At 75.0% G+C, this 13,549-nt stretch carries 15 protein-coding genes; 3 read left to right on the top strand and 12 right to left on the bottom strand.

All coding sequences use genetic code 11. The features are described 5' to 3' along the window. Positions 1 to 15: 15 nt before the first annotated feature. The 11 genes from ITJ85_RS05045 to ITJ85_RS04995 all read right to left on the bottom strand — a co-directional run bounded on the left by ITJ85_RS05045 (position 16) and on the right by ITJ85_RS04995 (position 9,893). On the bottom strand, positions 16 to 1,995 hold the full coding sequence (locus ITJ85_RS05045; RefSeq protein ID WP_217915265.1) for a cbb3-type cytochrome c oxidase subunit I: 1,980 nt from the start codon (positions 1,993 to 1,995) through the stop codon (positions 16 to 18). Then, positions 1,992 to 2,528 carry a cupredoxin domain-containing protein gene (locus ITJ85_RS05040; RefSeq protein ID WP_217915264.1) on the bottom strand — a complete coding sequence of 179 codons (537 nt, stop codon included), beginning with the start codon at positions 2,526 to 2,528 and terminating at the stop codon, positions 1,992 to 1,994. Before ITJ85_RS05040 ends, ITJ85_RS05045 begins: the two co-directional genes overlap by 4 nt. Positions 2,529 to 2,680: 152 nt before the next feature. Then, the gene (locus ITJ85_RS05035) at positions 2,681 to 3,970 is read right to left on the bottom strand and encodes a serine hydroxymethyltransferase (RefSeq protein WP_281412226.1); all 1,290 of its coding nucleotides are present in this window, start codon (positions 3,968 to 3,970) and stop codon (positions 2,681 to 2,683) included. A gap of 55 nt (positions 3,971 to 4,025) precedes the next feature. Then, entirely contained in the window at positions 4,026 to 4,643 is a 618-nt protein-coding gene (locus ITJ85_RS05030; protein ID WP_217915263.1) for an L-threonylcarbamoyladenylate synthase, read from the bottom strand. Continuing rightward, on the bottom strand, positions 4,640 to 5,482 hold the full coding sequence (gene prmC, locus ITJ85_RS05025) for a peptide chain release factor N(5)-glutamine methyltransferase (RefSeq protein ID WP_217915262.1): 843 nt from the start codon (positions 5,480 to 5,482) through the stop codon (positions 4,640 to 4,642). The genes ITJ85_RS05030 and prmC overlap by 4 nt, the downstream gene beginning before the upstream one ends. A 26-nt stretch (positions 5,483 to 5,508) precedes the next feature. After that, on the bottom strand, positions 5,509 to 6,165 hold the full coding sequence (locus ITJ85_RS05020) for a hypothetical protein (RefSeq protein ID WP_217915261.1): 657 nt from the start codon (positions 6,163 to 6,165) through the stop codon (positions 5,509 to 5,511). Next, positions 6,162 to 7,205 (bottom strand): peptide chain release factor 1, encoded by a 1,044-nt coding sequence (prfA, locus tag ITJ85_RS05015; RefSeq protein WP_217915929.1) that lies wholly within the window; start codon positions 7,203 to 7,205, stop codon positions 6,162 to 6,164. The genes ITJ85_RS05020 and prfA overlap by 4 nt, the downstream gene beginning before the upstream one ends. Before the next feature lie 75 nt (positions 7,206 to 7,280). Continuing rightward, positions 7,281 to 7,493 carry a 50S ribosomal protein L31 gene (gene rpmE / locus ITJ85_RS05010; RefSeq protein ID WP_217915260.1) on the bottom strand — a complete coding sequence of 71 codons (213 nt, stop codon included), beginning with the start codon at positions 7,491 to 7,493 and terminating at the stop codon, positions 7,281 to 7,283. Between the two features lie 141 nt (positions 7,494 to 7,634). Further along, positions 7,635 to 8,594 (bottom strand): electron transfer flavoprotein subunit alpha/FixB family protein, encoded by a 960-nt coding sequence (locus ITJ85_RS05005; RefSeq protein ID WP_217915259.1) that lies wholly within the window; start codon positions 8,592 to 8,594, stop codon positions 7,635 to 7,637. Then, positions 8,591 to 9,370: an electron transfer flavoprotein subunit beta/FixA family protein gene (locus ITJ85_RS05000; RefSeq protein ID WP_246496367.1), complete on the bottom strand. Its 780-nt coding sequence runs from the start codon at positions 9,368 to 9,370 to the stop codon at positions 8,591 to 8,593. The genes ITJ85_RS05005 and ITJ85_RS05000 overlap by 4 nt, the downstream gene beginning before the upstream one ends. A 112-nt stretch (positions 9,371 to 9,482) precedes the next feature. Next, positions 9,483 to 9,893 carry a cobalamin B12-binding domain-containing protein gene (locus ITJ85_RS04995; protein ID WP_217915257.1) on the bottom strand — a complete coding sequence of 137 codons (411 nt, stop codon included), beginning with the start codon at positions 9,891 to 9,893 and terminating at the stop codon, positions 9,483 to 9,485. 112 nt (positions 9,894 to 10,005) lie between these two features. Between ITJ85_RS04995 and ITJ85_RS04990 the strand changes: the two genes are divergently transcribed. The 3 genes from ITJ85_RS04990 to ITJ85_RS04980 are packed head-to-tail and all read left to right on the top strand — an operon-like array spanning position 10,006 to position 12,435. After that, positions 10,006 to 11,481: a leucyl aminopeptidase gene (locus tag ITJ85_RS04990; RefSeq protein WP_217915256.1), complete on the top strand. Its 1,476-nt coding sequence runs from the start codon at positions 10,006 to 10,008 to the stop codon at positions 11,479 to 11,481. Continuing rightward, positions 11,478 to 11,696 carry a hypothetical protein gene (locus ITJ85_RS04985; RefSeq protein ID WP_217915255.1) on the top strand — a complete coding sequence of 73 codons (219 nt, stop codon included), beginning with the start codon at positions 11,478 to 11,480 and terminating at the stop codon, positions 11,694 to 11,696. Before ITJ85_RS04990 ends, ITJ85_RS04985 begins: the two co-directional genes overlap by 4 nt. Next, positions 11,686 to 12,435 (top strand): sulfite exporter TauE/SafE family protein, encoded by a 750-nt coding sequence (locus tag ITJ85_RS04980; protein WP_217915254.1) that lies wholly within the window; start codon positions 11,686 to 11,688, stop codon positions 12,433 to 12,435. Before ITJ85_RS04985 ends, ITJ85_RS04980 begins: the two co-directional genes overlap by 11 nt. Here the strand turns inward: ITJ85_RS04980 and ITJ85_RS04975 are convergent. Further along, a complete protein-coding gene (locus ITJ85_RS04975; RefSeq protein ID WP_217915253.1) occupies positions 12,389 to 13,543 on the bottom strand; it encodes a sugar-transfer associated ATP-grasp domain-containing protein in 1,155 nt (384 codons plus the stop codon). The genes ITJ85_RS04980 and ITJ85_RS04975 overlap by 47 nt on opposite strands. Positions 13,544 to 13,549: the final 6 nt, after the last annotated feature.

Genomic DNA, 13,549 nt, shown 5'->3' with positions numbered 1-13,549 from the left:
CGGGCGGGGCGCCCGCTACGGCGCGGCGTTCTCCGCGACGTAGGTCGCGACCGCCTCGATCTCGTCGTCGCTGAGCTGGTTGCCGAAGGCGGGCATCGCGTTGAGCCCGTTGCGGACGACCTGCTCGGCGCGATCGGCGGTGGGCGCGCGCTCGTCGAGGCTCGGGCCCACCGCGCCGGTCGAGCCCGCCGCCTGGAAGGCGTGGCAGCTGCCGCAGCCGGAGGCGACGAACACCTCCAGCCCGGGCCCGCCGGCACCGCCCTGGGCGGCCGCCGGCTGCGGGACGAACGCCATGCGCGAGTCGTCGTCGGTCCCGCGGCCGACCGCCCAGCCGGCGGTGCCGAGGCCCGTCAGCACGAGGATCGTCAGCACCACGCCGAGGGCCTGCAGCGGGGCGCTCGTCAGCCGCGGCCGCTGCAGCCCGTCGAGCAGGCTGCGCGCCTGGGCGGCGGTCGTCGCGCCGCGGAACGTCTGGATCATGTTCCACACGAAGAGCAGCTGCGCCAGCGCGAGCACGATCACCACCGGGATCGCCGCCGCGTTGTAGGCGCTGTACTGCTCCGGCAGGATCGCGAACCGGCGCGGCGCGCCGTCGAGCCCCTGGATGAGCCAGATGACGCTGTTGGCGGTGCCGGCGGCGAACGTCAGCCAGACGTGCCACATGCCCAGGCGGTCGCTGTAGAGCGGCCGGCCGATGAGCCGCGGCAGGAACGCGTAGATCGCCCCGAAGATGACGATCCCGATGTTGATGAGCGCCATGTGGTGGAAGTGGCCCACCACCCAGAGCGTGTTGTGGACGAAGGCGTTCCAGGCGATCGTCGCGTTGATGACGCCCGACAGCCCCGCCAGCAGCCAGCTGGCCAGGCCGAGGAACAGCGCGGTGCTCGCCGCGTTCCAGGTCCAGCGCGAGCGGAAGATCGTGAAGAACAGGCTGTAGAGGCTGAGCGCCGACACGATCGTGAGCGCGAAGGTGATCGGCTCCATCGTGGTGTTGATCGCCGCCTGGATCCCGTTCGGGTAGTCCATGTACATGTGGTGGGCCCACACGGTGACGTTGGCGACGATCGCGATCGCCCAGGCCACGGCGATGATGTTGCCGGCCACCAGGCGCCGCTTCGCGAAGCGCGGCACCAGCAGGTAGTAGATCGCCACCGCGGGGAAGAGCAGCAGGTAGACCACCGGGTGGCCGAACCACCACAGCACGTTCTTCGCCAGCAGCGGGTCGACCGACACGCTCGGCGCGAACGACTGGATGATCATCGCGACCAGCAGCACCGCGAGCGGCAGCGTGGCGATGATCATGTCGATCGCGATCACGGTGAGCGGGATCACCGCGTAGGGCACCGGCCGCTCGGTGCGGAACCGCTTCGGCCAGATGAAGCCGAAGCCCATCGCCGCGCCCACGCGGTTGAGCAGGCCGCCGCCCTGGCTGCGCAGGCCCGGGCCGAGCACGATCACGAGGATCGCCAGGCACCAGGTCACGATCGAGAGCCCGACGAGCAGCACGGAGGCGGAGAAGAACCCGGTCGCCCCGTCGCCCCACTGGCCGGCCGACTCGAACGGCAGCGGGTAGAGGAAGACCCACGACCCGGCGAACGAGAAGCCGAGCGTCGTGACCACGACGCCGGCGACGCCGATCACCATGAGCCAGAAGGTGAGGCGGGCGAGCGCCGTGCCTGCCCGGCCCATCGGGAAGCCGACCTCGCTCAGCACCCAGAACGAGAGACCCATCACCGCGAAGGCCGCCCAGCCCACGAAGGCGCCGAGCCCGTGGGCGGTCATGATCGCGTACCAGGTGTTGTCGTCGAACCGCCAGACGTCGGCCTGGCTCTGGCGCATCGCCAGGCCGAGCAGGCCGGTCGCCAGGAAGATGACGGTCGACGCGACGACGTACTGGATCGTCAGACGCCGGGCGATCCCCCGGTCGGTGGCGTCGGCGACCGGCGCGGGGTCGACGTACTCCTCGCCGGCGGCGGCGTCCACGTGGGTGCTCATGCCGGCTCCACCTCGAAGGTGCTCAGCATGTTGTGGTGGCCCACGCCGCAGAACTCGAGGCACACGATCTGGTAGCGGCCGGGCTCCTTGAACGTGTAGACGACGTCGCTCGGGTGGTCGGGCACCACCTGGATCTGGAACAGCATCACGTTGTCGTCGTTGTAGACGCCGAAGCCGTGGTTGACGTCGGCGGTCGTGACCGTGAAGCGCACCGGGGTGCCGGCCGTGACGGTGCGCGGCTCCATGTCCCAGGCGAACTGGATCGAGTTGACCTCGACACGCTGCTGCCCGGCCTCGGCGGAGTTGTCGCCGTAGGGGATGAACGGCAGCGTGGCCAGCAGCAGGACGCCCAGGCTCGCGACGGCGATGGCGAACCAGGCCTTCTCGCGGTGGGCCAGCCTGTGGGTGTCGGTCTCGTCCGTGCGCCGCGGGCGGGCGGGCAGCGTGGAGCGCCAGATCCAGACGACCAGGGCGATCGCCAGGAACGACACGACGCTGTAGGCGATCGTGATGACGAGGGCGGTCGGGTTCACAGGCCACGTCTATCGTCGCCGCCGCGCACCGGCAAGGGCACGACACCGATGTCACGCCGCATTGTGACGAATCGCACAGGTTCGGCCGCGCGCGGCTCGCGCGCGGGCCGGATCGGGGATGACCGGAGGAGGCCCCGGGGGCCTCCTCCGGGTCAGACCGCCGTGCCCGCCCCGAGGCGCGGGTAGAGCGGGAAGCGCTCCCCGATCGCGCGCGAGCGGGCCCGCAGCGCCTCGAGGTCGGCCTCCGTCGCGGCGGGGTCGAGCGCCGCCGCGATGATCCGGGCGATCTCGCGCATCTCCGGCTCGCGCAGGCCGCGCGTCGTGAGCGCCGGTGTGCCGATGCGAAGGCCCGACGTGATCGTCGGCGGACGCTCGTCGAACGGCACGCCGTTCTTGTTGACCGTGATGCCGGCGCGGTCGAGCCGCTCCTCGGCGTCCTTGCCGGTCATCGGCGTGCCCGAGAGGTCGACCAGCACCAGGTGGTTGTCGGTCCCGCCGCTCACCAGGTTCACCCCGCCCGCCAGCAGCCCCTCGGCCAGGGCGCGGCAGTTGTCGACCACCGCCCGCTGGCGCTCGCGGAACTCGGGCGTGAGCGCGTGCCCCAGCGCGACCGCCTTGCCGGCGATCACGTGCATCAGGGGGCCGCCCTGCAGCCCCGGGAAGACCGCCTTGTCGATCTTCGCCGCGAGCTCGGACGTGCACATCACCATGCCGCCGCGCGGCCCGCCGATCGTCTTGTGGATCGTGGTGGTGACGATGTCGGCGATGCCGACGGGGCTCGGGTGCACGCCGGCCGCGACCAGCCCGGCGATGTGGGCCATGTCGACCATCAGCAGCGCGCCGACCTCGTCGGCGATCTCGCGGAACGCCGGGAAGTCGATGACGCGCGGGTACGCCGACGCGCCGGCCACGATCAGCGCCGGGCGCAGCTCGCGCGCCATGTCGCGCACCTGGTCCATGTCGATGCGGCAGTCCGAGCGGCGCACGCCGTAGTGGTGGAAGGCGTACAGCCGCCCCGAGAAGTTGACCTTCAGGCCGTGCGAGAGGTGGCCGCCGTGCGAGAGCGACATGCCGAGCACGCGGTCGCCCGGCTGCAGCACGGCGTAGTAGGCGGCCTCGTTGGCGGTCGCGCCCGAGTGGGGCTGCACGTTGACGTGGTCGGCGCCGAACACCTCGAGCGCCCGGTCGATGGCGAGCTGCTCGACCTGGTCCACCACCTCGCAGCCGCCGTAGTAGCGGCGCCCGGGGAGGCCCTCGGCGTACTTGTTGGTGAGCACCGAGCCGACGGCCTGCAGGACCGCGTGGCTCGTGAAGTTCTCGCTGGCGATCATCTCGAGCGTCTCGCCCTGGCGCTCGGCCTCGGCGGCGAGCAGGCGGGCGATCTCGGGATCGGCGTCCGCGATGTCCTGCGACAGGTAGCTGTCGTCGTCGATGAAGCTCACTCGGCTCGCCCCCAGGCGGAAGTGGTGGATCGGCGCGGCCTCCGAGGGTACACCGTCACCGCGGGCGCACGAGCGGGACGCCCTCGGCCGCCAGCACCCGCTCCACGGCCGCGGGATCCGGCCCCGGCCGCAGCAGCGCGGCGGCGCCCCCGCCGGCCACGTGCCGCAGGTCGACCACGGCGGACGCCGTGCCCGGCAGGCGGCCGGCGTCGACCGCGACCGCGACGGCCGCGCGCAGGTCGGCCGGGACGTCGGCCAGGACGGCCGGGTCGGGCCCGCCGGGCATGTTGGCGCTCGTGGCGACCAGGGGGACGTCGAGCGCGGAGAGCGCCGCCACCCCCGCGGGGGCGCGCAGGCCCACGGCGCCCGGCTCGGCGCCGGCGGCCGCCGCGTAGCGGCCCGCCGGGTCGGGCACCAGGCAGGTGGCCGGCCCCGGCAACAGCGCCGCCGCGGCCCGCCGGGTGCGCCCGTCGAGCGCAGCGAGGGCCTCGTCGAGCAGCGCGCGCGTCGCCAGCAGCACCTGGCACGGCTGCTCGCGCGGGCGGCCCTTGAGGGCGTAGAGCGCCGCGACGCCCTCCGGCGAGTCGAGCGCCGCGGCGAGCCCGTAGACCGTGTCGGTCGGGACCAGCGCCACGCCGCCCGCGAGCAGCGCCTCCCGCAGCCCGGCGGTCACAGGGCCCGCCCGCCCACGACGCGCGCCACGCCCGCCAGGTCGTCGCGGGCGGCCACGTCGACCAGCCCGGCGCCGGCGAGGGCGGCGCGCGCGGCGCCGGCCTGGCCGTCGCCGACCTCCACGAGCAGCAGCCCCCCGGGCGCCAGGTGGCGCGGGGCGGCGCCGGCGATGGCGTCGATCTGCTCGAGGCCGGTGGGCCCGGCCACCAGGGCGCCCCGCGGCTCGAAGCCCAGCTCGGGCGGCGCCGCCGCCAGGTCGGCGTCGGACAGGTACGGCGGGTTGGCGACGATCACGTCGAAGCGGCGGCCGTCCAGCGCGGCGAAGCCGTCGGAGCGGAGCCACTCCACCTCCAGGCCCAGCGCCTCGCCGTTGGCCCGCGCGAGCGCGAGCGCCTCACCGGAGCGGTCGAGCGCGGTCACCCGCAGGCCGTCGCCCTCGTCGGCCAGCGCGAGCGCCACCGCCCCGCTGCCCGTGCCCCAGTCGAGCGCCGCCCCGCCCGCCGGAGCCGCCTCGAGCGCCCACTCGACGAGCAGCTCCGTCTCGGGCCGCGGCACGAGCACCGCCGGGCCGACCGCCAGGCGCAGCCGCCGGAACGCCCGGGCGCCGGTGATGTAGGCCATCGGCTCGCGCCGGCCCCGCCGGGCCAGCAGCTCGCGCGCCCGGCCCAGCTCGGCGGGGGTCAGCGGCCGCTCCGAGTCGGTGTAGAGCGCCAGCCGCTCCACCCCGAGCACGTGGGCGAGCAGCAGGTCGGCGTCGAGGCGGGGCGAGGGCGACCCGCGCTCGGCCAGGTAGGCCGTGCTGCGGCGCAGGATCTCGCCGATGGTGAGCGGGCCGCCCACGTGCCGCGCCGGCGCTCCGGTCGCGCCTACCGGCGCGCCCGGGCGGTCATGAACTCCGTCAGCGGGCCGGTCAGGAAGTCGACCACGCCGTCGGCCGCCTCGCGCAACCCGCCCGCGTCCGAGAGCGCGTCGCCGCCGCTCTGCACCAGCCGGATGTAGACCTTCGAGGGCTCGGAGTGCACCGGCTCGACGGCGCACTCGAGCGTGGCCTCGCCGGTGCGGCGCCAGATGCGCAGGCCCAGCGCGACGTCGTCGCCGCCGAGCAGCGCCAGGCGCTCCTCGTCGACGCCGAGCACCTCGTCGGTCAGCAGCCGGCGCGCCGCCTCGGGCTCCTCGACGTCCCAGACCGCCACCACCGTGACGTCCTCGACCCAGACCTCCTCGATGCCGTACCGCTCGAGCGCCTCGTCGACCAGCCCGATGAGGCGCTGGGCGCCCTCGCGGTAGCCCATCCCGGTGACCCCGCAGGAGGCGGTCTGAGACGGGCGCAGCACGAACTCGGCGCCCTCCGGCCCGGAGAACGTGGCGCCCGGGTCGGAGTGGAACTCGAGCCGCGAGAGCCCGTAGCGGTCGCTCACCGACGCGAAGAAGGCGGCGAGGTCCTCACGCGGCAGGTCGACCTCCTCGTGGCGGATCGTCAGCCCGAGGAACTCGATGCGCAGCAGGTCCGGGTCGGGGCTCACGCGCCGTCCCCCGTCTGCTCCTCGAGGCGCTGCCGGCGCTCCTCGGCGGCCAGGGCGTCGGTGATCGCCGCCAGGTTGCCCACGAGCACCTGCTCGCGCAGCGGCACGGTGACGCCCACGCGGTGATCGGTGACCCGGTTCTGCGGGAAGTTGTAGGTGCGCACCTTCTCCGAGCGGTCGCCCGAGCCGATGCTCGACTTGCGCGCCTTCGACATCTCGGCCTCCCGCTCGGCGCGCGCGCGCTCGTAGAGCCGTGCGCGCAGCACGCGCATCGCGCGCTCGAAGTTCTGCAGCTGGCTCTTCTCGTCCTGCATGGACACCACGATCCCGGTCGGCAGGTGGGTCAGGCGCACGGCGGAGTCGGTGGTGTTGACGCTCTGGCCGCCGGGCCCGCTCGAGCGGTAGACGTCGCGCTTGATGTCGTTGCGGTCGATGGTCACGTCCACGTCCTCCACCTCAGGGAGCACGGCGACGGTGGCGGTCGAGGTGTGGATCCGCCCCTGGCTCTCGGTGGCCGGCACGCGCTGCACGCGGTGGACGCCGGCCTCGTGCTTGAACACGGCGTAGGCGCCGCGCCCCTTCACGGCGAGCGTCGCCTCGCGCAGGCCCCCGGCGTCGGCGTCGGCCGTCGCCAGCAGCTCGGCCCGCAGGCCGCGCGACTCGGCGTAGCGCGAGTAGACGTCCAGCAGGTCGCGCGCGAACAGGGCGGCCTCCTCGCCGCCGGCCGCCGCGCGGATCTCCACGAGCGTGTCGCGGTCGTCGTCGGGGTCGGGCTCGACCATCGCCTCGCGGATGCGCGGGCCGAGGTCGTCGAGCTCAGCGCGCGCCTCGTCGAGCAGCCCGCGCACGTCGGGGTCGTCCTCCTCGGCGAGCAGGGCCTCGGCCTCGGCGTGCCGCTCCGCGGCGTCCTGCCAGCGCTCGGCCAGCTCGAAGGCCGCGGCGAGGTCGGACCAGCGCTTGTTGACGGTCGCGAACCGGGCGCGGTCGGACGGCAGCTCCGGGTCGGCGAGCGCCTCCGAGAGCTCCGCCCGCGTGCGCATGATCTGCTCGACGAGCGCTCGCGCGTCGGTGCTCACGGGAGGACGCCCCCGCGGCGGCCGCGGACCGGCGGGCTGCTAGGCGCCGCGCCGGCTCCGGGCCAGCTTGCGCTGGAAGCGCTCGACGCGGCCGCCCGAGTCCACCAGCTTCTGCTTGCCGGTGTAGAACGGGTGGCAGTTGCTGCAGATCTCGACCTTGATCTCCGGCTTCGTGGAGCGGGTCTCGAACTCGTTGCCGCACGTGCAGCGGACGTGGGCGGTGACGTACTCGGGGTGGATGTCGGTCTTCATGCGCGCCTCATCGGAGCAGGGGTGTCACCGACCCGTGTGGATCGATCGCTGTCATCGAGTCTAGACGACCGCGCAAGCGCGGCCGGGGCGCTCCGGAGGGCCCGAGGGGCGCCTCCGGAGCGCGGTCCCGACGAGCCGGCGTCAGCCCTTGCGGGCCTTCACCAGCTCCGTCAGCTGCGGGACGATCGCGTTGAGGTCGCCCACCACGCCGAGGTCGCTGAACTCGAAGATCGGCGCGTTGGGGTCCTTGTTGATCGACACGATCGTCTGCGAGGTCTGCATGCCGACCTTGTGCTGGATCGCGCCGGAGACGCCCGCGCCGATGTAGAGCTTCGGCGAGACGACCTTGCCCGTCTGGCCCACCTGGGTGGCGTACGGGTACCAGCCCGAGTCGACCACCGCGCGGGTCGACGCGACCGCGCCGCCGAGCGCCTTGGCGAGCTCCTCGAGCTGCTTGAAGCCCTCCGGGTCGCCGAGGCCGCGGCCGCCGGTCACCAGGATGTCCGCGTCCTCGATCGAGGGGCCGGACTGCTCCGCGTGGGCCTGCTCGACCATGACCGCCTGCGTCGAGAAGTCCTCGGTCCCCACGGCCACGTGCTCCACCGACGCCTCGCCGCCCGTCTCGGACGGGTCGAACGAGCCGGCGCGGAACATGGCCAGCCGCGGCGTGGAGGTCCAGCCGACGTCCGCGCGCACGGTGTCGCCGAGCGCCGAGCGCTTGCCGACCAGCTCGCCGTCGCGCGACTCGATGTCGCTGAGGTCCCAGTTGAGGCCGGCCTCGAGACGCGCTGACAGGGCGCCCGCGACGTCCGCGGCCAGCACCGACGCGGCGAAGAGCACGGTGTCGAAGCCCTTCTCCTGCACCAGGCGCGCGATCACGTCCACGCGCGGCTGGGGCAGCGGCGCCTCCAGCGCGGCGTCGTCGGCCACGTACAGGGTGGTGGCGCCGTACCGGCCGGCGTCGGCCGCCAGCCCGGCGACGCCCGAGCCGATCACCACGGCGGAGGTGTCGGGGTCGATCTGCGCGGCCTTGGAGAGCACGCCGAGCGAGCCCTTCTGGATCGCCGAGCCGTGGTGCTCCAGGAAGACGAGGGTGCTCAAACCAGCTTCCTTTCGACGAGGAAGTCGAGGATCTTCTGGGCGGCGTCGCCCTCGTCCTCGATCTTGACCGTGTCCCCGCGGGACGGCGGCTCGCTCAGGCCGAGCACCTTCGTGCGCGAGCCCGCCTCGCCGGCCTGGCCCGGGTCGACGCCCACGTCGGCCAGGCCCTTCGTCTCCTGCGGCTTCTTCTTGGCGCCCATGATCCCCTTGAGCGAGGGGTAGCGCGGCTCGTTGAGCGAGTCGGCGACCGCCAGGACGGCCGGCAGCGGCGTCCGGATGGTGTCGTAGCCGAACTCCGTCTGCCGCTTCGCGGTGGCCGTCCCGTCGGCGACCTCGAGCTCCGAGATCTGGGAGACGACCGGCATCCGCAGGCGGTCGGCCACCGCGGCCCACATGACCGCGCCGTCGCCGTCGGTCGCCTGCTGGCCGAAGAGCACGAGGTCGGGCGACTCGGCCTTCACGGCCTCGGCCAGGACGCGGCTCGTGGCCACGAGGTCCGACCCGGCGGCCGCGTCGTCCGTGACCAGCACGGCCCGGTCCGCGCCCATCGCGAGCCCCTTGCGCATCGACTCCAGCGCCTTGCTCTGCCCCACGGAGACGAGGACGACCTCGCCCCCGCCCGCCGCGTCGCGGAGGCGGATGGCCTCCTCGACCGCGTTGAGGTCGTAGGCGTTCAGCGACCGGTCACCTGAGCGGTCCATCCGCATGGTGCCCGGGTCGATCCGGCGCGAGGGTCCGGCGTCCGGAACCTCCTTCACGCAGACCGCGATCTTCATCAAGCCCCCCAGCAGATCGAGAGTGTGATCCGGCGTACCCTAACGGGTCGGAAAGCGCCGGACCGCGCGGCGGTGCGCCGGGGACGGACGACACCCGGGCGCCGCGGGGCGCTCAGGCGCCGGCGCGGGCCCCCGGCACGGAGCGCTCGATGAACTCGACCATCTCGCCGACCGGGGCGCCGGGCGTGTAGACGGCGCCCACGCCCATCTCGCGCAGCGGCTCGATGTCGTCGCGCGGGATGGTGCCGCCGACCATCACGACCACGTCGCCCGCGCCCTCGGAGCGCAGCAGGTCGAGCACCCGCGGCACCAGCGTCATGTGGGCGCCCGACAGGATCGACAGGCCGACGGCGTCGGCGTCCTCCTGCACCACGGTGGCGGCGATCTGCTCGGGCGTCTGGTGCAGGCCCGTGTAGATGACCTCCATGCCCGCGTCGCGGAGGCTGCGCGCGATGATCTTCGCCCCGCGGTCGTGGCCGTCGAGGCCGGGCTTGGCGATCACGACGCGGATGGGACGGTCCACCTCTCTGCGCTCCTCCGGGATCCTGCGGGGCGACGGAGTATCCCACACCCCCGCGGCCCGCCCGACGGCCAGGTCGTAGAGTCCGCGGCGTCGTCGACCGCCGGAGGATGGGATGCGCAGCTCGGTCAGGAACGCCACGGACCTCGCCACGGTGAAGGGCGAGCTCCTGGTCGTCTGCGTCCCGGCGGAGCCCTCGCCGCTCGCCGGCCCCGCCGCCGAGGCCGACGCCGCGCTCGACGGGGCGATCGCCCGCTCGGTGGCCGACGGCGAGGTGAAGGGCGAGCCGGGCAGCCTGACCGTCTTCCACGCCGGCCCCGCCCTTCGCGCGCCGCGCGTGGCGGTGGTGGGCGTGGGCGAGGGCTCGGCCGACGACTGGCGCGCGGCCGGGCGCGCGGTGGCGTCGGCCACCGAGCGCGCGCCGGCGAAGCGGGTCGCGCTGGTGCCGCCGCCCGGGTCGGGCCCCGCGGAGGCCGCGGCCTTCGTGGAGGGCCTGGGCACCGGCCTCTACCGCTTCCGCCGCTTCAAGTCGGGCGACGACGAGCCCGCGCCGCCGTCGCGGCTGATGGTCCACCACCCGGCGGTGCGCACCGCGGACGTGGAGCGGGCGGACCGGGTCGTGGCGGCCGTCAACGGCGCCCGAGACCTGGTCAACACGCCGGGCAACCACCTCACCCCCACCATGCTCGCCGCCCACGCCGAGCGCCTGGCGGCGCAGACGCCCGGGCTCGAGTGCACGGTGCTCGGCCGCAAGGAGCTGGAGAAGCTCGGCGCCGGCGCGCTGCTGGCGGTGGCCCAGGGCTCCGACGAGCCGCCGCGCATGATCGTGCTGCGCTACCGCCCGGAGACGGCCCGGCCGGGCGAGGTGCTCGGCCTGGTCGGCAAGGCGGTCACCTTCGACAGCGGCGGCATCTCCATCAAGCCCTCCAACGGGATGGAGGAGATGAAGATGGACATGGGGGGCGGCGCGGCCGTGATCGAGGGCACCGCCCTCATCGCCGCGCTCGGGCTGCCCGTGGAGGTGCTCGCCGTGGTGCCCTCCACCGAGAACCTGCCGAGCGGACGGGCGGTCAAGCCGGGCGACGTGGTGACGGCCATGAACGGCCGCACCGTCGAGGTGATCAACACCGACGCCGAGGGCCGCCTGATCCTGGCGGACGCCCTGACCTACGCCGCCCGCCAGGGCGCGACCCGCATGATCGACTTCGCCACCCTGACGGGCGCGATCGTCGTGGCGCTGGGCGAGGTCTACGCCGGCCTGTTCGGCTCGGACGAGGAGTGGACCGCCACGGTCCGGGCCGCCGGCGAGGCGTCGGGCGACCTGGCGTGGCCCATGCCGATGCACGAGCGGTACGCGCCGCTCATCGAGAGCACGGTGGCCGACCTCACCAACTCCTCGAACAAGCGCCAGGCCGGCCCGGTCTACGCCGCCCAGTTCCTGCGCGAGTTCACCGAGGGCCTGCCCTGGTGCCACCTCGACGTGGCCGGCACGGCGATGACCTCGGCCGGGGGGACCGGGTTCGGCGTGCGCCTGGCGCTGGCCGTGGCCGAGCGCCTGGCCGGCGCCCCAGCGCCGCCCGTACGGACGTGACCGCATGGGTCATCCTGATCGGCTTCGCCGTCGTCGTCGCCGGCGTGGTCGCGAAGGTGGCGCGCGACGTGGTCCTGCACCTGCGGGAGGACCGCGCGGCCCACGGCGGCCGCCAGACCGTCGCGGCCGCGCGCCGGGCGGCCCTGGTCATCGGGCTCGTGGTGCTGCTGGTGGTCGTCCTGATCGTCTGGCCGCTCGTGCTGGGTGACGGCTGACGTCCTGCTCCTCGTCGGCGTGGGCATCCTCGCCGGCGGGGTGAACGCCATCGCGGGCGGCGGGTCACTCCTGTCGTTCCCCGTCCTCATCGCGACCGGCATGTCGCCCCTGACGGCGAACGTGACCAACACGATCGCCCAGCTGCCGGGGTACGTCTCCATCGTCGGCGGCTACTGGGGCGACCTCGCCGGGCAGGGCCCCCGGCTGCGCGCGCTGCTGCCGGTCACGGCGGCCGGCGCGGGCGCCGGCGTCGCCGCGCTGGCCCTGGGCGGCGAGGACGCCTTCGAGGCCGTGGTGCCGTGGCTCGTGCTGCTGGCCTGCGCGCTGCTGGCGGTCCAGCCGCGGCTGCGCCGGCGGCTCGCCGAGTCCACCGAGCCGCGCACCGCGCCCTCCCCCGCCCTGCTGGCGGCCGTCTTCCTGGGCGCGGCCTACTCCACCTACTTCGGCGCGGCGGCGGGCGTGCTGATCCTGGCCGTGCTGGCGCTCGGCATCGTCGACCGGCTCGGGCGGCTCAACGCGCTCAACCGGGCGCTCATCCTGGCCGCCAACGCGATCGGCGCGCCCGCCCTGATGCTCGTCGCGCCGGTCGACTGGGCGGCGGTGGCGACGCTCGCGCCCGCCACCCTGGTGGGCGGCTACGCGGGCGCGCGCGTCGCCCGGCTGCTCCCAGACCACATCCTGCGCATCGCGGTCATCGCGATCGGCGTCGCCGTGGCGGTCTGGCTGCTGGTCCGCTGACCGCCTCGAGGAGCGCGGCGCGCACCGGCAGCAGCGCGCCGTCCGGGTCCGCGGTCGCGCCCCACCAGGGGTTGCCCTCGACGACCACCGGGCCGTCGGCCGTGGGCGCCACGTCCCAGCCGACGGTGCGCACGGGCGCGAACGCCTCCGCGGCCCGCAGCGCGAGGGCGAGCGCCTCGCGCGCCTGTGGGACCGGCGCGCCCGCGAGCTGCGCGCCCGTGTCGGGGTGCCGGGCGACGCGGACGAGCCCGAACCCGCCCGGCGCCGCGCCGATCGGGGTCGCCAGGCGCCCGTCCTCCTCGACCCGCGCCAGCAGGTTGCCGGTCGTCCCGGCCCAGCGGGCGCGGAACGAGTCGACCTCCGCGGCGCCGACGGCGATCCGCAGGGCGGTGTAGAGCACCCGGGCCCGCCCGTCGTCGCCGAGCAGCGTGACGACCCGCAGGCACTGCAGCGCGTCGCTGCCGCTCAGGCGGCGCAGCCCGGGCTCCGGCCGCAGCCGCGGCTGCACGAGGAAGCCCCCGGCCGGCTCGGCCGCGAGCTCGGCGGCGAGCCCGGCCCACGTCCGGCGCCGGCCGTCCCGGCCGGCCACCCCGCCGGCGTCGCGGCGCAGCACGCGCACGCCGGTCGCGAGCGCGCCCTCGACCGGCTTCACGACCAGCTCGTCCGGCGCCCCCCGCTCGAGGGCGGCGGCCCAGGCGTCGGCCGTCCCGGCGTCGCCCGGCACCCGCTCCAGCACGAGCGCCACCGGCGCCGCCGGCAGCCCGAGGCGCTCGCAGCGCGCGGCGAACCAGGCCTTGTCCTCCAACATGCGGACGGCGTCGGACGGGTTGAGCGCCTCCTGGAGCCGCAGGAACTCGCGGCGCCGCAGCGCCCATCGCTCGGCGTCCGCCCCGCCAACCGGGTCGAGCAGCCCCAGCAGGGCCATGTCGCCGAGCCGCCAGCCACGCGCGCGCAGGCGGGCCGCGCGCAGCGCCACCCGCGCCACGGAGGCGTCGTGCGCCCGCGCGGCGCCCCCGATCCACCGCGCGCTGCGCCCGAGCCCCGACGAGATCCGCCGGGGCGCCCGCGCCGCGCGGCGCAGCGTGCGCGGCGGCGCGAGCGCCGTCACCCCGAG

It is taken from the genome of Miltoncostaea marina (assembly GCF_018141525.1).
Taxonomy (GTDB): Bacteria; Actinomycetota; Thermoleophilia; order Miltoncostaeales; family Miltoncostaeaceae; genus Miltoncostaea; species Miltoncostaea marina.
This window is presented reverse-complemented; position numbering and strand designations above follow the sequence as displayed.